General features: G+C 62.2%; 18 protein-coding genes. 13 read left to right on the top strand and 5 right to left on the bottom strand.

The window, feature by feature from the left end; all coding sequences use genetic code 11:
- Positions 1 to 5: 5 nt before the first annotated feature.
- Positions 6 to 2,285 carry a phosphoenolpyruvate--protein phosphotransferase gene (gene ptsP / locus BLU71_RS20450; protein WP_064364717.1) on the top strand — a complete coding sequence of 760 codons (2,280 nt, stop codon included), beginning with the start codon at positions 6 to 8 and terminating at the stop codon, positions 2,283 to 2,285.
- Between the two features lie 195 nt (positions 2,286 to 2,480).
- On the opposite strand, the gene BLU71_RS20445 is transcribed toward ptsP, so the two are convergent.
- Positions 2,481 to 3,227, bottom strand: coding sequence for an NRDE family protein (locus BLU71_RS20445; protein WP_083353779.1), 747 nt, complete (start codon positions 3,225 to 3,227; stop codon positions 2,481 to 2,483).
- Between the two features lie 130 nt (positions 3,228 to 3,357).
- Here BLU71_RS20445 and BLU71_RS20440 point away from each other — a divergent pair, with 130 nt between their 5' ends.
- The 3 genes from BLU71_RS20440 to BLU71_RS20430 all read left to right on the top strand — a co-directional run bounded on the left by BLU71_RS20440 (position 3,358) and on the right by BLU71_RS20430 (position 6,057).
- A complete protein-coding gene (locus BLU71_RS20440; RefSeq protein WP_042606524.1) occupies positions 3,358 to 4,140 on the top strand; it encodes a sulfite exporter TauE/SafE family protein in 783 nt (260 codons plus the stop codon).
- Positions 4,141 to 4,219: 79 nt separating this feature from the next.
- Complete coding sequence (lgt, locus tag BLU71_RS20435; protein WP_016772683.1) at positions 4,220 to 5,035, top strand: prolipoprotein diacylglyceryl transferase; 816 nt, start codon at positions 4,220 to 4,222, stop codon at positions 5,033 to 5,035.
- A gap of 50 nt (positions 5,036 to 5,085) precedes the next feature.
- A complete protein-coding gene (locus BLU71_RS20430; RefSeq protein ID WP_083353778.1) occupies positions 5,086 to 6,057 on the top strand; it encodes a thymidylate synthase in 972 nt (323 codons plus the stop codon).
- Positions 6,058 to 6,176: 119 nt separating this feature from the next.
- On the opposite strand, the gene cadR is transcribed toward BLU71_RS20430, so the two are convergent.
- On the bottom strand, positions 6,177 to 6,626 hold the full coding sequence (gene cadR / locus BLU71_RS20425; RefSeq protein WP_042606526.1) for a Cd(II)/Pb(II)-responsive transcriptional regulator: 450 nt from the start codon (positions 6,624 to 6,626) through the stop codon (positions 6,177 to 6,179).
- A gap of 84 nt (positions 6,627 to 6,710) precedes the next feature.
- Between cadR and BLU71_RS20420 the strand changes: the two genes are divergently transcribed.
- The 7 genes from BLU71_RS20420 (at position 6,711) to BLU71_RS20390 (ending at position 15,744) form a co-directional block, all read left to right on the top strand.
- Positions 6,711 to 8,966, top strand: a complete 2,256-nt coding sequence (locus BLU71_RS20420) for a heavy metal translocating P-type ATPase (protein ID WP_065615093.1) — start codon at positions 6,711 to 6,713, stop codon at positions 8,964 to 8,966.
- Positions 8,967 to 8,981: 15 nt separating this feature from the next.
- A complete protein-coding gene (locus BLU71_RS20415; protein WP_083354357.1) occupies positions 8,982 to 9,845 on the top strand; it encodes a LysR family transcriptional regulator in 864 nt (287 codons plus the stop codon).
- A gap of 193 nt (positions 9,846 to 10,038) precedes the next feature.
- On the top strand, positions 10,039 to 11,115 hold the full coding sequence (locus BLU71_RS20410) for a putative 2-aminoethylphosphonate ABC transporter ATP-binding protein (RefSeq protein ID WP_083353777.1): 1,077 nt from the start codon (positions 10,039 to 10,041) through the stop codon (positions 11,113 to 11,115).
- Entirely contained in the window at positions 11,115 to 12,839 is a 1,725-nt protein-coding gene (locus BLU71_RS20405; protein ID WP_083353776.1) for a putative 2-aminoethylphosphonate ABC transporter permease subunit, read from the top strand. Before BLU71_RS20410 ends, BLU71_RS20405 begins: the two co-directional genes overlap by 1 nt.
- Before the next feature lie 26 nt (positions 12,840 to 12,865).
- A complete protein-coding gene (locus BLU71_RS20400) occupies positions 12,866 to 13,891 on the top strand; it encodes a putative 2-aminoethylphosphonate ABC transporter substrate-binding protein (protein WP_083353775.1) in 1,026 nt (341 codons plus the stop codon).
- Positions 13,892 to 14,056: 165 nt separating this feature from the next.
- Complete coding sequence (locus tag BLU71_RS20395) at positions 14,057 to 15,190, top strand: TIGR03364 family FAD-dependent oxidoreductase (RefSeq protein ID WP_083353774.1); 1,134 nt, start codon at positions 14,057 to 14,059, stop codon at positions 15,188 to 15,190.
- Positions 15,187 to 15,744, top strand: coding sequence for a phosphonate degradation HD-domain oxygenase (locus BLU71_RS20390; RefSeq protein ID WP_083353773.1), 558 nt, complete (start codon positions 15,187 to 15,189; stop codon positions 15,742 to 15,744). The genes BLU71_RS20395 and BLU71_RS20390 overlap by 4 nt, the downstream gene beginning before the upstream one ends.
- 162 nt (positions 15,745 to 15,906) lie before the next feature.
- Here the strand turns inward: BLU71_RS20390 and BLU71_RS20385 are convergent, their stop codons facing one another.
- Together BLU71_RS20385 and BLU71_RS20380 are read right to left on the bottom strand one after the other, a co-directional pair.
- Entirely contained in the window at positions 15,907 to 17,292 is a 1,386-nt protein-coding gene (locus BLU71_RS20385) for a GTPase/DUF3482 domain-containing protein (RefSeq protein WP_064364726.1), read from the bottom strand.
- Positions 17,285 to 18,658, bottom strand: a complete 1,374-nt coding sequence (locus BLU71_RS20380; protein ID WP_064364727.1) for a DUF2868 domain-containing protein — start codon at positions 18,656 to 18,658, stop codon at positions 17,285 to 17,287. Before BLU71_RS20380 ends, BLU71_RS20385 begins: the two co-directional genes overlap by 8 nt.
- 85 nt (positions 18,659 to 18,743) lie before the next feature.
- On the opposite strand from BLU71_RS20380, the gene BLU71_RS20375 reads away from it, so the two are divergent.
- Positions 18,744 to 19,256 carry a dihydrofolate reductase gene (locus tag BLU71_RS20375; protein WP_083353772.1) on the top strand — a complete coding sequence of 171 codons (513 nt, stop codon included), beginning with the start codon at positions 18,744 to 18,746 and terminating at the stop codon, positions 19,254 to 19,256.
- Between the two features lie 90 nt (positions 19,257 to 19,346).
- Here the strand turns inward: BLU71_RS20375 and BLU71_RS20370 are convergent, their stop codons facing one another.
- Complete coding sequence (locus tag BLU71_RS20370; RefSeq protein ID WP_083353771.1) at positions 19,347 to 20,738, bottom strand: L-cystine transporter; 1,392 nt, start codon at positions 20,736 to 20,738, stop codon at positions 19,347 to 19,349.
- A gap of 239 nt (positions 20,739 to 20,977) precedes the next feature.
- Here BLU71_RS20370 and BLU71_RS20365 point away from each other — a divergent pair, with 239 nt between their 5' ends.
- On the top strand, positions 20,978 to 22,033 hold the full coding sequence (locus BLU71_RS20365) for a phosphorylcholine phosphatase (RefSeq protein ID WP_083353770.1): 1,056 nt from the start codon (positions 20,978 to 20,980) through the stop codon (positions 22,031 to 22,033).
- Positions 22,034 to 22,128: the final 95 nt, after the last annotated feature.

Genomic DNA, 22,128 nt, shown 5'->3' with positions numbered 1-22,128 from the left:
GAGCCATGCTCAATACGCTGCGCAAGATCGTCCAGGAAGTTAACTCCGCCAAGGATCTCAAGGCGGCGTTGGGGATTATTGTGTTGCGCGTCAAAGAGGCCATGGGCAGCCAGGTCTGCTCGGTCTACCTGCTTGACCCGGAAACCAATCGCTTCGTCCTGATGGCCACCGAGGGCTTGAACAAGCGCTCGATCGGCAAGGTCAGCATGGCCCCCAACGAGGGTCTGGTCGGTCTGGTCGGCACGCGTGAAGAACCCCTGAACCTCGAAAACGCCTCGGTTCACCCGCGCTATCGCTACTTCGCCGAGACCGGTGAAGAGCGTTACGCTTCGTTCCTCGGTGCTCCGATCATTCACCACCGCCGCGTCGTCGGCGTGTTGGTCATCCAGCAGAAAGAGCGCCGCCAGTTCGACGAAGGTGAAGAAGCCTTCCTCGTGACCATGAGCGCGCAGCTCGCCGGCGTTATCGCCCATGCCGAGGCCACCGGTTCGATCCGTGGTCTGGGCCGGCAGGGCAAGGGCATTCAGGAAGCCAAGTTCGTCGGCGTGCCGGGCTCGCCGGGTGCTGCTGTCGGTACCGCAGTGGTCATGCTGCCGCCGGCCGACCTGGACGTGGTGCCGGACAAGACCATCACCGACATCAACGCTGAGCTGGCGCTGTTCAAGACCGCCATCGAAGGCGTGCGCGCCGACATGCGCGCGTTGTCCGCCAAACTGGCGACCCAGCTGCGCCCGGAAGAGCGCGCGCTGTTCGACGTCTACCTGATGATGCTCGACGATGCCTCGCTGGGCAGCGAAATCACCACCGTGATCAAGACCGGCCAATGGGCCCAGGGCGCGCTGCGTCAGGTGGTCACGGAACACGTCAACCGCTTCGAATTGATGGACGACGCTTACCTGCGTGAGCGTGCGTCGGACGTCAAAGACCTTGGTCGCCGTCTGCTCGCCTATCTGCAGGAAGAGCGCCAGCAGAACCTGGTCTACCCGGAAAAAACCATCCTGGTCAGCGAAGAACTGACGCCGGCGATGCTCGGCGAGGTGCCGGAAGGCACGCTGGTCGGCCTGGTGTCGGTACTCGGTTCGGGTAACTCCCACGTTGCGATTCTGGCCCGGGCCATGGGCATTCCGACCGTCATGGGTCTGGTCGACCTGCCGTACGCCAAGGTCGACGGCATCGAAATGATCGTCGACGGCACCCGAGGCGAGGTCTACACCAACCCCAGCGAAGTGCTGCGCAAGCAGTTCGCCGAAGTCGTCGAAGAAGAGAAACAACTGGCGCTGGGCCTCGACACCCTGCGCGACCTGCCGTGCGTGACCCTCGATGGTCACCGCATGCCGCTGTGGGTCAACACCGGCCTGCTCGCCGATGTGGCGCGGGCGCAGAAGCGCGGCGCCGAGGGAGTCGGTCTGTACCGCACCGAAGTGCCGTTCATGATCAACCAGCGCTTCCCGAGCGAGAAGGAACAGCTGGCGATCTACCGCGAACAGCTCGCCGCGTTCCACCCGCAACCGGTGACCATGCGCAGCCTCGACATCGGCGGTGACAAGTCGCTGTCGTACTTTCCGATCAAGGAAGACAACCCGTTCCTCGGCTGGCGCGGTATTCGCGTCACCCTTGACCACCCGGAAATCTTCCTGGTGCAGACCCGCGCGATGCTCAAGGCCAGTGAAGGCCTGAACAACCTGCGGATTCTGCTGCCGATGATCTCCGGCACCCATGAACTCGAAGAAGCCCTGCACCTGATCCACCGTGCCTGGGGCGAGGTGCGCGACGAAGGCACCGACGTGCCGATGCCGCCGATCGGCGTGATGATCGAAATCCCGGCAGCGGTGTACCAGACCAAGGAACTGGCGCGCATGGTCGACTTCCTCTCGGTCGGCTCCAACGATTTGACCCAGTATCTGCTGGCGGTCGATCGCAACAACCCGCGCGTCGCCGACCTCTACGACTACCTGCACCCGGCAGTGCTGCAAGCGCTGCAAACCGTGGTCACCGATGCGCACGCCGAAGGCAAACCGGTGAGCATCTGCGGCGAGATGGCCGGTGATCCGGCCGCAGCAGTGCTGTTGATGGCGATGGGCTTCGACAGTCTGTCGATGAACGCCACCAACCTGCCGAAGGTGAAGTGGATGTTGCGCCAGGTGAACCTGAGCAAGGCGCAGGAGATGCTGGCCGAGCTGATGAAGATCGATAACCCGCAGGTTATCCACAGCTCGCTGCAGTTGGCGCTGAAGAATCTCGGGTTGGCCAAGATGAATTCGCCTGTAGTGAACAAGGCTCTCTAAAGATCAAAGGCCCCTCACCCTAGCCCTCTTCCGGAGGGAGAGGGGACTGATCGGGGGATGCTGCAGAACTCCGTCGACCTGAAAGAGCTTTGCTGAATCCACAATCGACTCGATCTTTCAGGTCGATGTATACCGCAAAGACACCTCGGTCGGCTCCCTCTCCCTCCGGGAGAGGGCTGGGGTGAGGGGCTGCTGTTAGACACAAACCTCAACTTCCCCTAGATGACCGCCATACGGCCCAAAACTGCGCTCCACCATTCGCCGCGTCCCGTCCGCCTGCACAACCAACGCCGTACTCGCCCGCGTGCCGTAACTCTGGCTGGCAATAAACACGCTCGACAACAATGACTCCGTCGCCATGCCCACCCCGGTATCCGGCAACTCGGCTTCTGGTGCGGGCTGCGCATCGCTCAACAAGGCAAGCAATCGTTCAGGCTGCGGATCGTCCAGCACTGCGCTCAACGCCGCCTTGGCCTTGAGCAGTTTTGGCCACGGCGTGTCCAGCCCGGCATTGGATAGCCCATAAACCCCGGGCTGGAGCATCACCGGCTCGGACGCCCGGGCATTGAAATGCCAAAGCTCATGGGTATTGCCCAGCAGCAGGTTGAACCCGGCGTACTCCGCCGCACGGTCCACTACATCGCTCAAATAATCATCAATCGAAAGATCACCCGTGAGAAAGCGTGCCACCAGCTCGCCCCGGGATTTGGTCGCGGGCGGCTGCTGCGGGTCGCGAATATTGGTCAGTGCAGCGAAGCGTCCGTTGGCGCCGATCCCCAGCCAGGTGCCGCCGGCCTCAAGATCGCGCCCGGCATGCACCTGCGGCGCCTCCGGCCACGGCGCCAATGGCAGGCTGGGGCGGGCGTAGAACTCGTCGCGGTTGGCCGCGACGATCAGCGGCTGGGCATGGCCCGGGCGCCAAGCGAAAACAATCAGGCACATAAGGTGGTCCTTGTGTGTTTTTTGCCCACTCTACGCATCCGGCGTCCGTGCATCCATCGCCAGTGGAGCAGAAGGCTGCGCATCCGTTACCATGCCGGTCCTGTTTTGCCGACGCGTGCTGGAGACGGTCATGGAATTTCTGCTCTACCTGGCGCTCGGCGCCTGCGCGGGCGTGCTCGCCGGGCTGTTTGGCGTCGGCGGCGGGATCATCATCGTCCCGGTGCTGGTGTTCAGCTTTACCCTGCAAGGCTTCGATCAGTCGATTCTCACGCATCTGGCGGTGGGTACGTCGCTGGCGACGATCATCTTCACCTCGATCAACGCCGTGCGTGAACATCACCGCCGTGGCGCGGTACGTTGGGCGATTTTCCGCTGGATGACCGTGGGCATTCTGCTCGGTGCCGGTTTCGGTGCGCTGACCGCGGAAGCGATCTCGGGGCCGAACCTGCAGAAGATCATCGGCGTGTTTGCTCTGGTGATCGCCGTGCAATTGGCGCTCGACGTCAAACCCAAGGCCAGCCGAACGGTGCCGGGCAAGCTCGGTCTGACTGCGGCCGGTACGGTGATTGGCTGGGCCTCGGCGATTTTCGGTATTGGCGGCGGCTCGCTGACGGTGCCGTTTCTGACCTGGCGCAGCGTGCCGATGCAGCAGGCCGTGGCGACCTCGTCGGCCTGTGGCCTGCCGATCGCTTTGGCGAGTGCGTCAAGTTTCATGATTCTGGGGTGGCACGATCCGTTGCTGCCGGCCCATAGTCTCGGTTTTGTGTATTTGCCGGCATTGTTGGGCATCGCCCTGACCAGCATGGTATTCGCCCGGCTCGGCGCGCGTCTGGCGCACAGGTTGTCGCCGCGCTTGCTGAAAAGGCTGTTCGCCGCTTTGCTGTTCTGCGTGGGTTTGAGCTTTCTGCTCTGACCGCGTGGCAATCCTGGCTTAATCCTGAGGTGGCAGCGTCACCCGGGAATTTCGCTTTCAACTCTAACAAGGAGTCGCAATGCTGCCTTACCCGCAGATCGACCCGGTGGCCCTGGCCATCGGTCCGCTGAAAATCCACTGGTATGGTCTGATGTACCTGATCGGCATCGGCGGCGCGTGGCTGTTGGCGTCGCGCCGGCTCAACCGCTTCGACCCGACCTGGACCAAGGAGAAGCTCTCCGATCTGGTGTTCTGGCTATCGATGGGCGTGATCGTCGGCGGCCGTCTGGGTTACGTGCTGTTCTACGACCTGAGCGCGTACCTGGCCAATCCGACGCTGATTTTCGAAGTGTGGAAGGGCGGCATGTCGTTCCACGGCGGATTCATCGGCGTGATGCTCGCGGCCCTGTGGTTCGGCAAGCGCAATGGCAAGTCGTTCTTCCAGTTGATGGACTTCGTCGCGCCGATGGTGCCGATCGGTCTGGGCGCCGGGCGCATCGGCAACTTCATCAACGCCGAGCTGTGGGGCAAGGCCACCGACGTGCCATGGGCCATGGTGTTCCCGCCGTTCAGCGATCCGGCGCAGTTGCCGCGCCATCCATCGCAGCTGTATCAGTTCGCCCTCGAAGGCGTGGCGCTGTTCCTGATCCTGTGGATTTTCTCGCGCAAACCGCGCCCGACCATGGCCGTCTCCGGCATGTTCGCGCTGTTCTATGGCATCTTCCGTTTCATCGTCGAATTCGTCCGCGTGCCGGACGCGCAGTTGGGCTACCTGGCGTGGAACTGGCTGACCATGGGCCAAGTGCTCTGCGTGCCGATGATCGTCGGCGGGCTGTTGCTGATCTGGCTGGCCTATCGTCGCGCCCCGGCAGCGCCGCTCGCGCCGACGGCTTAAACTACGATCCCCGGCGCGCGACGCCGGGGCTCAAAGGACACAGGTAACTCATGAAGCAATATCTCGAACTGGTCTCGCACGTCATCCAGAACGGCAGTAAACAGGCCAACCGCACCGGCATCAACACCATCAGTTTCCCGGGGGCGATGCTGCGTTTCGATCTGCAGGAAGGTTTTCCGGCGATCACCACGCGCAAAATGGCCTTCAAATCGGCCATCGGCGAGATGTGCGGTTTTCTGCGTGGCGTGAACAACGCCGCTGAATTCCGCGCGCTGGGCTGCAAGGTCTGGGACCAGAACGCCAACGAAAACGCGCAGTGGCTGGCCAACCCGTTCCGTCAGGGCGACGACGACCTCGGCGAAATCTACGGGGTGCAATGGCGCAAATGGCCGGCGTACAAGCAGATCCCGCTGAGCAACACCGCCGCCATCGAGCAAACCTTGAGCAACGGCTACAAGCAGATCGCTCAGGGCGAAGAAGACGGCCAGGCTTACGTCGTGATGTACAAGGCGATCGACCAGGTGCGCCAGTGCGTCGACACGATCATCAAGGATCCGGGCAGCCGGCGCATTCTGTTCCACGGCTGGAACGTCGCCCAGCTCGATGAAATGGCCCTGCCGCCGTGCCATCTGCTGTACCAGTTCCACCCGAACGTGGAGACCAAAGAGATCTCGCTGACCCTGTACATCCGCTCCAACGATCTGGGTCTGGGTACGCCGTTCAACCTCACCGAAGGCGCCGCGCTGCTGAGCCTGATCGGTCGCCTGACCGGTTACACGCCGCGCTGGTTCACCTATTTCATCGGTGATGCCCACGTCTACGAAAACCACTTGGACATGCTCAACGAACAGCTCAAGCGCGAGCCGTTTGCCATGCCGAAACTGAAGATCTCCGATCGCGTGCCGGAGTTTGCCAAGACCGGTGTGTATCAACCGGAGTGGCTGGAACTGGTCGAGCCGAGCGACTTCTCGCTGGAAGGCTACGAGCACCATCCGCCAATGACTGCGCCGATGGCGGTCTGAACCACTACGCAGGCCCCCTCTGTAGGAGCTGCCGAAGGCTGCGATCTTTTGATCTTGCTGTTTACAAGATCAAAAGATCGCAGCCTTCGGCAGCTCCTACATTTGCTTTTGTGGTGTGCTCAATGGCCGTGGCTACGGCCCACATGGGAATGCTCAACCTCCGTCGCAACAACCCCGCCACTCACTTCCAGCCGCTGCAAGATCCCGCATTGATCCGCCTCCGGGCCTTCGCCACAGCGTTGGCGCAGGTCGAGCAGTTGTGCCTGCAAGGCCAGCAATCCGTCAATCCGCGCCTTCACATGCTGGATGTGTTCGTCGATCAGCGCATTGACGCTTTCGCACTGATCCTGCGGGCTGTCGCGCAGGGCGAGGAGGCTGCGGATTTCTTCGAGAGTCATGTCGAGGGTGCGGCAGTTGCGGATGAAGGTCAGGCGCTCGGCGTGGGCCTGGGTGTAGACGCGGTAGTTGCCGTCGCTGCGCGCCGGTTCCGGGAGGAGGTTTTCGCGCTCGTAGTAGCGGATGGTTTCCACGGCGCAGTCGGTGAGTTTCGCCAGTTCGCCGATCTTCATGACGGCCATCTCCAAATGGGTGCTTGACCCTATAGTGGCTACAGGGTCTTTACTTGGCAACAGGCACCTTCATGGACGCGACCAATGAGCGATTCCCTGCACACCCACAAGCCCGGCGACGGCCACGATCACAGTCATAAATTGCAGCCCGTGCACAAACATGACCACGGTGGCGATTCCTGCTGCGGGTCGAAAGCCGCAGCGCCTGCGTTGGTGCAACTGAGCGAAAAGACCAGCGCCGATGCGCGCCTGAGCAGTTTCCGCATCGAGGCGATGGATTGCCCGACCGAGCAGACGCTGATCCAGAATAAGCTCGGCAAACTGGCTGGGGTGCAGCAGCTGCAATTCAACCTGATCAACCGCGTTCTTGGCGTGACCCACAATCTGCCGGGCACCGAGCCGATCACCGAAGCGATCAAGTCCCTCGGCATGCACGCCGAGCCGCTCGAGGCGGGTGTCGACGCGCCAGTACCGGTAGCGGTGAAAAAACACTGGTGGCCATTGGCGCTGTCCGGCTTGACCGCGCTGGGCGCCGAAGTCATTCATTTCACCAGCGCCGCGCCGGACTGGGTGGTGGCAGTCGTTGCGCTGGTGTCGATCCTCAGCGGCGGCCTCGGCACCTACAAAAAGGGCTGGATTGCCCTGAAGAACCTTAACCTCAACATCAATGCGCTGATGAGCATCGCCGTAACCGGCGCCATCCTCATCGGTCAGTGGCCGGAAGCGGCGATGGTGATGTTCCTTTTCACCGTCGCCGAGTTGATCGAGGCACGCTCGCTGGATCGTGCACGCAATGCGATCAGCGGCTTGATGCAGATGACCCCCGAGCAAGCCACGGTCTTGCAGGCCGACGGCAACTGGCGCGAACAAGAGGTGAAAAGCGTTGAACTTGGTGCCCGCGTACGGGTGAAACCCGGCGAGCGTATCGCCCTGGACGGCGCGGTGGTCAGCGGCAGCTCGACCATAGATCAGGCGCCGATCACCGGGGAAAGCCTGCCCGTGGAGAAAACCGTCGGTGACAAAGTCTTCGCTGGCACCATCAATCAGGCCGGTTCGCTGGAATATACGGTCACCGCTGCGGCTAACAACTCGACACTCGCGCGGATCATCCACGCCGTCGAACAGGCGCAAGGCGCACGGGCGCCGACCCAGCGTTTCGTTGATCAATTCTCGAAAATCTACACCCCGGCGGTGTTCGTCTTCGCTTTGGCCGTGGCGGTGATTCCGCCGCTGTTCATGGGTGCGGCGTGGTTCGACTGGATCTACCGCGCGCTGGTGCTGCTGGTGGTGGCCTGCCCGTGCGCACTGGTGATTTCCACCCCGGTGACCATCGTCAGCGGCCTCGCAGCGGCGGCGCGCAAAGGCATTCTGGTCAAGGGCGGCGTGTATCTGGAGGGCGGCTTCAAGCTCGATTATCTGGCGCTGGATAAAACCGGCACGATCACCCATGGCAAACCGGTGCAGACCGATTACTTGTGCCTGGAGGCAACCGCCGAGCAAACTGCACCCGCCATCGCCGCAGCGTTGGCCGGACGCTCCGATCATCCGGTATCGCTGGCCATTGCCAACGCTGCTGTGGATAAAGATTCCGCGGCGCCCGCTGTGGATAACTTCGAAGCGCTGGCTGGGCGTGGCGTCAAAGGCGATATCAATGGCCAGACCTATCACCTGGGCAACCATCGTCTGGTCGAGGAACTGGGTCTGTGCTCGCCGCAATTGGAGGAAAAACTCTTCGCGCTGGAGAAACGGGGCAAATCCGTGGTGCTGCTGCTCGACAGTTCTGGCCCGCTGGCGTTGTTTGCCGTGGCCGACACGGTCAAGGAAAGCAGCCGCGAAGCGATTCGTCAGTTGCATGAACTCGGTGTGAAAACCCTGATGCTCACTGGCGACAACGTCCACACCGCGCAAGCGATTGCCGCTCAGGTCGGTATCGACGAGGCGCGCGGCGACTTGCTGCCGACCGACAAACTGCAGGCCATCGAAGACCTGTACAAGCAGGGCCATCGCGTCGGCATGGTCGGCGACGGCATCAATGACGCGCCGGCACTGGCCCGCGCCGAGATCGGTTTCGCCATGGCTGCCGCAGGCACCGACACCGCGATCGAAACCGCCGATGTCGCCCTGATGGACGACGATCTGCGCAAGATCCCCGCGTTCATCAACCTGTCTCGCAATACCGCGAGCATCCTGAAACAGAACATCGCGCTGGCCCTGGTGATCAAGGCGATCTTTCTTGCGGTAACCTTCGCCGGGCTTGCCACCATGTGGATGGCAGTGTTCGCCGATATGGGCGTGAGCCTGCTGGTGGTGTTCAACGGGTTGCGCCTGTTGCGTAAATAACGATGAGGAATGGTTGTGCTGAGTGCCGAGCTGAAAGCGTTCTACATGGTCGCCCGCTTGGGCAGTATCACGCTGGCGGCGAAAAAACTCGGCCTCAGTCAACCGACCGTGACCACGCAGATCCGTAACCTGGAAAGTCAGTATTCGGTGGAGCTGTTTTATCGCGGCGGTCGACGCCTGAGCGTCAGCGACGAAGGCGCGCGCTTGTTGCCAATGGTCAAAACCCTGTTGCAGCAAGAGGCCGACATCGAGTTCTTTTTGCGTAACAGCGGCCAGGTGCAGGGCACGTTGCGCATTGCCGCTACCGCGCCGTATTACATCCTCGATCTGGTAAATACCTTCCGCGAGCGTTTGCCACAGGTGGAAGTGTCGGTGGAAATCGGCAACTCGCAGCAAGTGCTCGAAGCGCTGGAGGATTACCGCGTGGATGTCGCGGCGTCGTCACAGTTGCTCGACGATGCGCGATTGATTCGCCGGGTGCTCGGCACCGATCCGCTGGTACTGGCGGTGCATCGCAATCATCCGTTGGCGGCGCAAGCGCATGTGACGTTGAGTGCACTGGCCGGACATACGCTGTTGATGCGGGAGTCGGGTTCAACCACGCGGCGCTTGACCGAAGAGTTGCTCGCCAGCGCCGGGGTCAGCTTCGGGCCGCTGCTGGAGATCGGCAGTCGCGAGTCGATTCGTGAAGCCGTGCTGCGCAATATCGGCATCAGCATCATTGCGCGTCAGGAAGTGCCGCATGATCCGCAGTTGCGCGTGCTGACCATCGAGAATGCACCGCAGATTCCGGAATATCTGTATTGCCTCAAGGAAAGGAAGGGCGCGCGGTTGCCGGCGGCTTTTTTGGGACTCGCACAGGAAATGTCCCCGGCCTGAAGATCAAAAGATCGCAGCCTTCGGCAGCTCCTACAGGTGGACGCATTCCAATGTAGGAGCTGCCGAAGGCTGCGATCTTTTGACTTCCAACCAAAATCCCCGAATACCACTATCAGCCATTTTGGCCTCGCTGCCACATGACGGACGCATTACAACTCTAGGATTGACCCCATCTGCTTGATGAGGTCTGTCCATGAATCCTGCCATCGCAACTGCCCTGACCCACCCCGGTGCGCCGATGAAAGTGCGCGGCGTGCACAAGCGTTTCGGCGCGTTCACTGCGCTGGATAACGTTTCCCTCGATGTCGCCGCCGGTGAACTGGTGTGTCTGCTCGGCCCGTCGGGCTGTGGCAAGACCACGCTGCTGCGCTGCATCGCTGGGCTGGAGAAGCAGGACAGCGGCGAGCTGTATCTGGGTGAGCGCGACGTCTCGCACCTCGCCCCGCAAGCTCGCGACTACGGCATTCTGTTCCAGTCCTACGCGCTGTTCCCCAATCTGACCGTCGAGGCGAACATTGCCTACGGCCTCGCCGGCAGCGGGCGCGATGAAGTGCGCCGTCGCGTCGGTCAGATGCTGGAACTGGTCGGCCTCACCGGCAGTGAGAAAAAGTACCCCGGCCAATTGTCCGGCGGCCAACAACAACGCGTGGCGCTCGCCCGTGCCCTGGCGCCGGCCCCGTCGCTATTATTGCTCGATGAACCAATGTCGGCCCTCGACGCTCGGGTTCGCGAGCACCTGTGCACCGAGCTGCGCCAGTTGCAACGCAACCTCGGCATTACCACCCTGATGGTCACGCACAATCAGGACGAAGCGATGTTGATGGCCGACCGCATCGCGGTGATGAACAACGGTCGCGTCGAGCAGTACGCCACCCCGCAGGAAATCTACGACCGCCCGGCCACGCCGTTCGTGGCCGAGTTTGTCGGCCAGGGCAACTGGTTGCCGTTCCAGCGCAGCAGCGCAAGCCACGCCAAGGTCGGCGGGATGAATCTGCGCTTGGCCGATGGCAGCGTGCACAGCGCCTCGGGTCGACTGTTCTGCCGCCCGGAGGCGATCAATGTCAATCCGCTGGTGCATGAAGAAAACCTGTTCCCGGCCAAGGTTCGCGAGATCACTTTCCTCGGCAATCGCTGCCGGATGAGCTTTGAACTTGATCAGCTTCCGGGCCACCCACTGCTCGCCGAAATTGCCCCGGAAGCGATGCCGCGTCTCGGCGCGCAGCAGATCATGGTTGCCTTGCCGCCGCGTAGCCTTCAGGTGTTTGCCTGATGAACAGCAATCTCGCGCTGCCGCTACCGCACAAGCAGGTGCGACAGTCCTCGAAAGCCGAGATCGGTGATCGCCTGTTCGTGGTCGGCGGGAAAATCCTCCTGCTGGTGTTGCTCGGCCTCGCAGTGCTGCTGCCCTTGCTGGCGATCTTCTGGCGCGGTTTCAGCAATGACGCCGGGCAGGGCGGTGGCTGGCTCGCGGCTAAGGAGTTGGTGACCAGCGCCAATTTCCACTGGCTGCTCGGCAACAGCCTGAAAGTTTCCCTCAGCGTCGCCGCCATCGTGGTACCGCTGGCCTACCTGTTTGCCTACGCGCTGCAACGCACGCTGATTCCTGGCAAAGGCATCTGGCGCGGGATTTCCCTGCTGCCGCTGATGGCGCCGTCGATGCTGCCGGGGATTGCGCTGGTCTATCTGTTCGGCAACCAGGGCATGCTGCGTGGGCTGCTCTCGGACAACATCTACGGGTTCTGGGGCATTGTGCTGGGTGAGGTGATTTATACCTTCCCCCATGCGCTGATGATTCTGCTCTCGGCATTGTCGCTGGCCGATGCGCGTCTGTTCGATGCTGCGTCGAGCATGGGCGCCAGTCCGGCCAAGGCGTTTCGCAGCATCACCTGGCCGGCGACCCGGCAGGCGGTGTTTGCAGCGTTCTGTCTGGTGTTCACCCTGACCATCACCGATTTCGGTGTGCCGGTGGTGGTCGGTGGCGACTATCAAGTGCTGGCGCTGGAGGCCTACAAAGCCGTGGTCGGCCAGCAGCAATTCGGTCGCGGCGCGTTGATCGGCATGGTGCTGTTGCTGCCGGCGCTGTTCAGTTTCGGCGTCGATGCCTGGCTGCGTCGCCGCCAAGGCGACTCGATGAGCGGACGGGCGCAGGTGTTCAAACCGCTGCCGTCCAAGCTGCGCGACGGCTGCTATCTGGTGATCGTTTTGCTGATCAGCGCCGCGCTGCTGCTGGTGTTCGGCATGGCGGTGTTTTCGTCGCTGGTGAAGTTCTGGCCATACAACCTGTCGCTGTCGCTCAACCACTATCAGTTCAACGAGACCGCCGGCGGTGGCTGGCTCGCCTACAGCAACAGTCTGAAGATGGCGTTGGGCACGGCGCTGATCGGCAGCGTGCTGATCTTCACCGGCGCTTATCTGATGGAGAAAACCCGCACCCAGCGCGGCCTCAACCTGACGTTGCGCCTGCTCAGTTTCGTGCCGATGGCCGTGCCTGGGCTGGTGCTTGGCCTGGGTTATGTCTTCTTCTTCAACCTCAGCGGCAATCCGCTGCACGTGCTCTACGGGACGATGACGCTGCTGATCGTCTGCACCATTGCGCACTATCTGACCACCGCACAAATGACCGCGACCACCGCGCTGCGCCAGCTCGACGCCGAGTTCGAAGCGGCGGCGCTGTCGCTCAAGGCGCCGCTGTACCGGCATTACCTGCGCGTGACCGTGCCGATCTGCCTGCCGGCGCTGCTGGACATCGTGCGCTACCTGTTCGTCTCGGCGATGACCACGGTTTCCGCTGCGATCTTCCTCTACAGCCCTGACACCATCCTCGCGGCGGTCGCAGTGCTGAACATGGACGACGCCGGCAATGTCGGCGGCGCGGCGGCGATGTCGACCCTGATTCTGTTCACCTCGGCGGGCGTGTCCTTGCTGCTGGCGTGGGCTTCGCGCGGCCTGTTGCGCCGTTCCCAGGCCTGGCGGCAAACCGCCCCCGGTCACTGATTCAACTCACCTACAGGAAAACGCTCATGTTCAAGCCTATGGCCCTGGCCGCTGCTGTGCTCGCGACTTTCAGCCTGAATGTCTTCGCGGCGAAAACCGAGTTGACGGTGTACACCGCCCTCGAAGCCGAACAGTTGAAGTCCTACAAGGAAGCCTTCGAAAAGGCCAACCCGGACGTCGAAATCAAATGGGTGCGCGATTCCACCGGGATCATCACCGCCAAACTCCTCGCCGAAAAAGCCCGGCCGCAGGCGGATGCGGTGTGGGGCCTGGCGGCTTCGAGTCTGGCGATCCTCGATCAGCAAGGCATGCTGCAAAGCTATGCGCCGAAGGATCTCGGCAAGATCGGCGCGAACTACCGCGACGCCGCCAACCCGCCGGCCTGGGTCGGCATGGACGTGTGGGCGGCGACCATTTGCTTCAACACCGTCGAAGCCGAAAAGCAGGGGCTGAGCAAACCCGTGAGTTGGCAGGACCTGACCAAGCCTGAGTACAAGGGCAAGATCGTCATGCCCAATCCGGCGTCGTCCGGCACCGGTTTCCTCGACGTCAGCGCCTGGCTGCAAACCTTCGGCGAGAAGCAGGGCTGGGCCTACATGGACGGCTTGCACCAGAACATCGGCCAGTACGTTCACTCCGGTTCCAAGCCTTGCAAACTGGCAGCGGCGGGGGAGTTTCCGATCGGGATTTCCTTTGAATACCCTGCCGTGCAGCTGAAACGCCAGGGCGCGCCGCTGGACATCATCCTGCCGAAGGAGGGCCTGGGCTGGGAGATCGAGGCGACAGCGGTGATCAAAGGCACCCCGCATGAAGAAGCGGCGAAGAAACTCGCCGACTTCTCCGCCAGCGCCGAGGCGATGGACTTGTACAAAGAGAACTTCGCTGTTCTTGCACAGCCGGGGATTGCCAAGCCGCAGACCGAATTGCCAGCCGATTATGAGCAGCGCCTGATCAAGAACGACTTTGCCTGGGCCTCGAAGAATCGCGACGAGATCCTGGCTGAATGGCGCAAGCGGTATGACGGCAAGTCCGAGAAGATTGTCGCGAAATAACTGACCCACACATCCTGTGGCGAGGGAGCTTGCTCCCGCTGGAGCGCGAAGCGGTGCCAAATTCTGCAAATGAGTAGTGTCAGGCACTCCACATCTGCGGAAGTTGCGACTGCTGCGCAGCCGAGCGGGAGCAAGCTCCCTCGCCACAAAAGCGGGATTGACTCTATGACACAACCCAAAGACCTGCTCATCGTCGGCGCCGGCATCCTCGGCCTGTCCCACGCTTACGCCGCTGCCAAACGCGGTCTCAAGGTCGCGGTATTCGAACGCACCGCTACGCCCCTCGGCGCTTCGGTGCGCAATTTCGGCCAGGCACTGGTCACCGGTCAGCCACCCGGCACCATGCTCGACCTTGCCAAGGCCAGCCGCGAAATCTGGGGCGACTGGGCGCAACTCGCCGGACTGCAGATCAAGCGCAACGGCTCCTATCTGTTCGCCCGCAGCGAAGCCGAAGAACACCTGCTCGAAGCGTTCTGCGCCGGGCGCGCGATCGAGCACGGCTACAACGTCGAACTGCTTCGCGCAACCGCGTTGGGTGATCTTTATGGCGGCCAGTTCAGCCATCACCGCGCTGCACTGCACGGCATTGACGATCAACAGCTGTACTCGCGCGAAGCCATCCCGGCACTGATCGACTACCTGCGCCGCGACCTCGGCGTCGAGTTTCACTTTTCCACCCTGGTGCGCGACGTCGAGCCGGGACATCTGCACAGCACCGCCGGCAGTTTTGCCGCGAAGCAGATCATCGTCTGCTCTGGCCATGATTATCAGACTCTGCTCGCCGAGCCGATTGCCGCGCTTGAGCCGCAAGTCTGCCGCTTGCAAATGCTCCGGGCCAAACCGCAGATCGATTTCAATCTGCAACACGCCGTGCTCACTGGTCTGAGCTGCGTGCACTACGGAGCCTTCGCCGATTTGCCGGAAGCCGCGGCGGTGCAGGCACAGATCCTCCGTGAACAACCGCACCTGCACGCCAACGGCATCCACCTGCTGATCAGCCCGACACCCTATGGCGAACTGATCATCGGCGACTCACATCACTACGGCAGCGACGCTTCACCGTTCAATGCCGAGCAGATTGACGACTGGATGCTGGAACTCGCCGAGCAGACCCTGGGCTGCCGGCTGCAAGTGGTCGAACGCTGGCAGGGCGTCTATGGCGCTCGCGGCCCCGGCCCGTTCTCGTTCCTGCGCCCGGCGCCGGGTTTGAGCGTGGCGCTGATGCACACCGGCGTCGGCATGAGCGTCGGCCCGGCGCTGGCCGAGCGCAACATCGCGCAGTTGCTGGAGGAGGCATGAATCACGAGCAGGTGATCGCCCGGGTGTTTGGCCTGTATGAACGCTTCGGTCCCAGCGATTACATCGGCGAGCCGGTGTCGCAGCTCGAGCACATGTCCCAGGCCGCCGAGTTGGCGATGGCCGAGGGCTGTGATGATGAAGTGGTGCTCGCGGCGTTTTTCCATGACATCGGCCATCTATGTGCCGAAGGCGCGGACAACATGGGCGGTTATGGCGTGGTCAGCCATGAACGGCTCGGTGCGGATTATCTGCGTGAGGCGGGTTTCAGCGAGCGGCTGGCGCGGCTGGTGGAGTATCACGTGCAGGCCAAGCGTTATCTGACGTTGCGTGAGCCGGGGTATTACGCGCAGTTGAGTGAGGCGAGTCGCAGGACGCTTGAATATCAGGGCGGGGTGATGAGCGAGGCTGAGGCAGATGCGTTTGCGGCTGATCCGTTGTGTGCGCTGAGTCTGCGCATACGGCGCTGGGATGAGTTGGCGAAGGAGAGGGCGGTGCCGGTGATGGATCTGAGTGTGCTAAGGCGCAAGGCTGAGGTTTTGTTGTCGGCTGAATGATTGCAGCCCTCACCCCAACCCTCTCCCGGAGGGAGAGGGAGCTGATCTCCATGCTTTTCAAACCTGAGTTCGACTGGATATCTCAGGTCGGTGTATGACCCAAGAGCAACACAGTCGGCCCCCTCTCCCTCCGGGAGAGGGCTGGGGTGAGGGGGTAGCGATCTAAAGCTCAAGCACCCGATCAACCAACGCCTCAACCTGCTCCTGCCTTTCCCCCTGATTCAACTTCGCATGGGGATTCAACGATGACCACTGCGGATGCGCCCGGGCCTTGCTCAAGGCTTCGGGCAGCTTGCCCTCGCGCCAGGTCTTATCCACAGGCGTGGCCACCTGAATGCTGTCCATCGCCGCATGCCCGCGCTGGTCCAGCGCCAACACCAACTGCCGCTGACGCAACGCCAACAAGCGCAGCACGGCGTCATCCACCGTCAATTCCCGCTGGCCTTTGAGCCTGCCGAGCAAACGACTGCCGTAACTGCGCGCGGTTTGCAGTGCGCCACCGGCAATCGCCCCGGCCAGTGCTGCTGCGCCGAGGGTAATGCCGCCGACCAACAAATCCACGCCAGCCCCGGCCGCCGCACCGGCAGCAATGCCGCCGCCGACGCGCACGCCAAGCTGCTTCAGGGTTTCCGGGTTGAACAGGTCATCACCCCAGCGCCCGTCGAGCAACGGCAAGTCACTGGCCGCCGCATCCTGCGGGCGAAACGCGTAGAGCTTGAGCAGCGCCTCGACACACTTTTGTTCGCGCTGGCGCACGGCTTTGCGCAATTCGCTGACCGCCTGCTGTTCCTGTTCAGGCTCGCTGACCACACTGCGCCGGCACGCCGCGCAATCGATCAGCAATTCGGCAATCAAGCGCGCGGCACTGTGTTGACGGGCTCGGCGATGGGCCTGTTGATCGGCGATCAACCGCTCCAATTGTGGTCGCGCATTTTCCAGCAGCAGGGCGAGGCTTTCATACAGTCGGCGTTCACCATCCTCGGGCGGTGCGACGCTGTCGAACCGTACCAGCGCATGCAGTCCCAGCCGCGCCAGTGCTTCGCGCCAATCAGGCTCGCGATGGTTGGCGCTGCTGACGAAATTCAGCACCGGCAGCAGCGGTTTGCCGCAACTGGCGAGCACTTCCAGCTCGTCGCGATATTTCGCCAGCACCGGTTCGCGGGCATCGATCACATACAGACCGGCGTCCGAGGCGAGCAATTGCCGCAGCACCTTGGCTTCCTGTTCAAAACGCTGGCGCGCCTCGCTGCCGTCGAGAAACCGCGCCAGCCGCGCCGGGCCGTCGAGGCGTTCGCCGGGACGTTCCAGACGTTCGAGAAAATCCAGCAGGGCGATGGCATCTTCCAGCCCTGGCGTATCGTACAGATCGAGCAACGGCTCGCCGTCCACCGACAAGCGCGCGCCTTCGACGTGCCGGGTGGTGCTCGGCCGGTGCGAGACTTCGCCGAAGCCGACATCGCGGGTCAGTGTGCGCAGCAGCGAGGTCTTGCCGACGTTGGTGTGGCCGACCACCGCGAGTTTCAACGGGGCTTTGCGTGCATCAGTCATGTCCGCTCTCCAGCCAGTTCATCGGCGCGCAATCGGCGAACGGCAGTTCCAGCTGTTGCAGCGCAGCGTGCCAGTCGCCCAGACGTTGCCCGTCCAGCGCTTCGCCGGGCGGCGCTTGCAGCAGCCAGATGCGGGTGGCGCCGGCATTGCGTGCCAGTTCGGCGATCAGCGCGAGGCTGCCGCGATCCGGCGAGCGTCGCGGATCGCAGGCGATCGCCAGCCGCGCCGGTGGGAAGCGACTGAGTTGCTCGAGCAGTTTGTGCCGCGATTCGCGACTGTCGAGGACGCCGGCATTGCTGACGTTTGTCGGCAGCGCCGGTGGCCATGGGCGCTGTTCGTCCAACTCGATCGCTACCAGCAGCGCGCCTTCACTGACGAGCTCGCCGACGTTGCTTTCGACGCGGTGCAGTTGCGCCGGCTCCGGGTCGTTGACGCCGAGACGTTCGCTGGTTGGCATCAACCGTTCGCGCAGTTGCGCGTAGCCGGGCAGGTTCAGGTCCAGGCGCAGCGCGGCTTTGCCGCTGTTCCAGCGCCAAAAACAGAACAGCGCGAGCAGCAGGCGTGGCAGCACGCCGTAGACCACCAGCACGCCGACCAGCCAGGTGGCCCAGGCCTGCCGGGCGCTTTCAAGATCGAGGGCGCCATCGCCGCTGGCGCGAATCATCTCCTGCGTGGGCACGTTGAAGCCCAGCAGCGACGGCAGATAGCCGAGGGCTTGGGTCACGTGGATAAAGGTGTCGGCGCCGAGGATCGTGGTTTCCCAGACAAAGCCGTAACGCCGGGTGGCCATCAGCGTCAGCAGCAAAATCAGCGCGCTGAGCATCGCCAGCAGCCACAAGCCATTGACCAAAGCGCCCAGCGCCCAGCGATTGAGTTTTTTGCGTTGCAGCAGCAACAGCAAGGCCGGCGCCAGTTGCGCGGCTTTGGCGTCGCGAGCGAATTTTTCACTCAGCCACAGCCACAAGTGCCCAAGGCTGGCGCCGTGTTCGCCAGCGAAGATCAACCCCAGCGCCCAGCTCAACAGCAGAAGCAGATTGATCCCGAGCAGACTGCCCAGCGCCCAGAACACATTCACTGGCGTCTGCCCGAGCGCGGCGAAAGCCAGACCGGCGCCGCTGAGCACGGCGAAAATCATCAACAGCACTAGCGCCAGGCGCGCGCCTTGCAGCCAATGCTTGAGGGCGGCAGTCAGTCCGTCACGCTCGGCCAGCCATAACGCCCGGCGCTGAATGCGGCTCGGCAGGTCGCCGCCAGCGGCGCGGGCCAGACGATTGGCTTCCAGATCATCCAGCGGCCCCGCGTGTTCTTCGCGCAGGCGGATGGTTTCGGTGAGCCAGAGGTTTTGCAGTGGAGTCAGTTCAGTCACGCGGCGTCCCGTCGCTAAATCGAGCGCTGAGCATAACCGCTGTGGCGCTTATCGGGGTAAGCGCGGCTCTGGTATCCTCGCCGCCATGACTAAATCACTCCCCCTCAGCCTGATCGCAGCCCTCGGTGAAAACCGCGTGATCGGCGTCGACAACAGCATGCCCTGGCACCTGCCGGGGGACTTCAAATACTTCAAGGCGACCACGCTCGGCAAGCCGATCATCATGGGCCGCAAGACCTGGGATTCGCTCGGTCGGCCGTTGCCTGGTCGCTTGAATATCGTGGTCAGCCGTCAGCCGGATCTGCAGCTCGAAGGCGCCGAGGTCTACCCGTCGCTGGAAGCCGCCGTGGCGCGCGCCGAGGAATGGGCGAAAGCCCAAGGCGTTGATGAACTGATGCTGATTGGCGGCGCGCAGTTGTACGCGCAAGGGCTGGCGCAGGCCGATCGTCTGTACCTGACCCGCGTGGCGCTGAACCCGCAAGGGGATGCGTGGTTTCCGGAGTTTGATCTGAACGAGTGGAAGCTGGTGTCGAATGTGCCGAATCCGGCAGAGGGTGATAAACCCGCGTACAGCTTCGAAGTCTGGGAGAAAGCCTAAAAAGCATCGCGAGCAGGCTCACTCCTACAGGGGAACGCATTCCAAATGTAGGAGTGAGCCTGCTCGCGATAGCGGTCTGTCAGGCGCTACTTAAGCCTGGGCCAACTCTGCGTGCTCATCCGCATCCAGCAGCGCTTTATCCGTCTGCTGCATGAATTGGCTGGTAATCGCCCCAGCGGTGATCGAACCACTCACGTTCAACGCCGTGCGACCCATGTCGATCAACGGCTCGACCGAAATCAGCAATGCCACCAGTGACACCGGCAAGCCCATCGCCGGCAGCACGATCAGGGCGGCGAACGTCGCACCGCCACCAACCCCAGCGACACCGGCCGAACTCAACGTGACAATCGCCACCAGCGTCGCGATCCACAGCGGATCCAGCGGGTTGATGCCGACCGTTGGCGCGACCATCACCGCCAGCATCGCTGGATAGAGGCCGGCGCAACCGTTCTGGCCGATGGTTGCGCCGAACGATGCGGCGAAACTGGCGACCGACGACGGAATGCCCAGACGACGGGTCTGCGCTTCGATGCTCAGCGGAATGGTCGCGGCGCTGGAGCGGCTGGTGAAGGCGAACGTCAGCACCGGCCAGATCTTGCGGAAGAAGCGCAACGGGTTGATCCCGGCGGCCGAAACCAGCACGCCGTGCACCACGAACATCAGACCCAGGCCGATATACGAGACCACCACGAAACTGCCGAGTTTGATGATGTCCTGCAGGTTGGAACCGGCGACCACTTTGGTCATCAGCGCCAGCACACCGTACGGGGTCAGCTTCATCACCAGACGCACCAGACGCATCACCCAGGCTTGCAGGGTGTCGATGGCGTTGATCACTTTCTGACCTTTCTCGACGTCGTCCTTGAGCAGTTGCAGCGCAGCCACCCCGAGGAACGCGGCAAAAATCACCACACTGATGATCGAGGTCGGCTTGGCCCGGGCCAGGTCGGCGAACGGGTTCTGCGGGATGAACGACAGCAGCAATTGCGGCACATTCAGGTCGGCAACCTTGCCGGCGTAGTCGTTCTGAATGGTTTGCAGGCGCGCCATTTCCTGAGTGCCGGCGACCAGACCTTCAGCGGTGAGGCCGAACAGGTTGGTCAGGCCGATGCCGATCAGCGCCGCGATGGCGGTGGTGAACAGCAGCGTGCCGATGGTCAGGAAACTGATCTTGCCCAGCGACGAGGCGTTGTGCAGACGGGCCACGGCGCTGAGGATTGAAGCGAACACCAGCGGGATCACGATCATCTGCAGAAGCTGCACGTAGCCGTTGCCGACCAGATCGAACCAGCCGATCGAGGCTTTCAGTACCGGGTTGCCGGCACCGTAGATCGTGTGCAGGGCGACGCCGAACGCCACGCCGAGGACCAGTGCAAGCAGGACTTTTTTCGCCAGGCTCCAGGTCGTGTGGCGGGTTTGCGCCAGACCGAAGAGCAGGGCGAGGAACACCAGCAGGTTGAGAATCAGCGGTAGATTCATGAGGACTCCAGAAAAGACTGTGCCAACAGCCATCCGGGGCTGCTGCGAACCGGCAAGCCTAACAGCTTGATTTGCAATGATTTAATACCGAAATGGCAGGGTGTCCGTCGTTTTTGGAATAAGCGCGTGTCGCTGTCGGCAATGCAGCTGACGCGCAGGGGACGTACGCGGTCGCTGACAGGCCAGGGTTGTCACACTTATTTGTTAGCGTCGAACTCTTTGGATCGGGGAGTAGCGCTATGAGAATTGCACGCACGTTGTTGGCTGTGGCATTGGCTGCGGGCCTGACCGGTCAGGTCTTCGCCACGGAGCTCAAGCATTGGCCGGCAGATCAGGCCAAGGCGCTCGACGCGATGATCGCCGCCAACGCCAACAAGGGTAACTACGCGGTGTTCGACATGGACAACACCAGTTACCGCTACGACCTCGAAGAGTCTTTGTTGCCGTTCATGGAAAACAAGGGCCTGATCACCCGCGACAAGCTCGATCCCTCGCTGAAACTGATGCCGTTCAAGGACACCGCCGAGCACAAGGAGAGCCTGTTCAGTTATTACTACCGGCTCTGTGAAGTCGACGACATGGTCTGCTACCCATGGGTGGCGCAGGTGTTTTCCGGCTTCACCCTCAAGGAACTCAAGGGCTATGTCGACGAGTTGATGGCCTCGGGCAAACCGGTGCCTGCGACGTATTACGAAGGCGATGTGGTGAAGCAGCTGGACGTCAATCCGCCGAAGATCTTCACCGGTCAGCAGGAGCTGTACAACAAGCTGATGGAGAATGGCATCGAGGTCTACGTGATGACCGCCGCCTCCGAGGAACTGGTGCGCATGGTCGCGGCGGATCCCAAGTACGGCTACAACGTCAAACCGCAGAACGTCATTGGCGTTTCACTGCTGCTCAAGGATCAGAAGACTGGCGAGCTGACCACCGCGCGCAAGCAGATCACCGCCGGCAAATATGACGAGAAGGCCAACCTCGGCCTCGAACTGACTCCGTACCTGTGGACTCCGGCAACCTGGATGGCCGGTAAGCATGCAGCGATCCTGACCTACATTGACGAGTGGAAAAAACCAGTGCTGGTCGGCGGCGATACCCCGACCAGCGACGGTTACATGCTGTTCCATGATGTCGACGTGGCCAAGGGCGGCATCCACTTGTGGATCAACCGCAAGGACAAGTACATGACGCAGATCAACGGCATGATGGCCAAACACGCAGCGGCGCAGGCCAAGGAAGGATTGCCGGTGACGGCGGACAAGAACTGGGTGATCGTCAAACCTGAAGAAATCCAGTAAGCCACGATCACATGTAGGAGCTGCCGAAGGCTGCGATCTTTTGATCTTGTTTTTGATCGTTCCCACGCAGAGCGTGGGAACGATCAGCCCCGCAC

Origin of the sequence: Pseudomonas moraviensis (assembly GCF_900105805.1) — a bacterium.
In the GTDB taxonomy this organism is placed as follows: domain Bacteria; phylum Pseudomonadota; class Gammaproteobacteria; order Pseudomonadales; family Pseudomonadaceae; genus Aquipseudomonas; species Aquipseudomonas moraviensis_A.
This window is presented reverse-complemented; position numbering and strand designations above follow the sequence as displayed.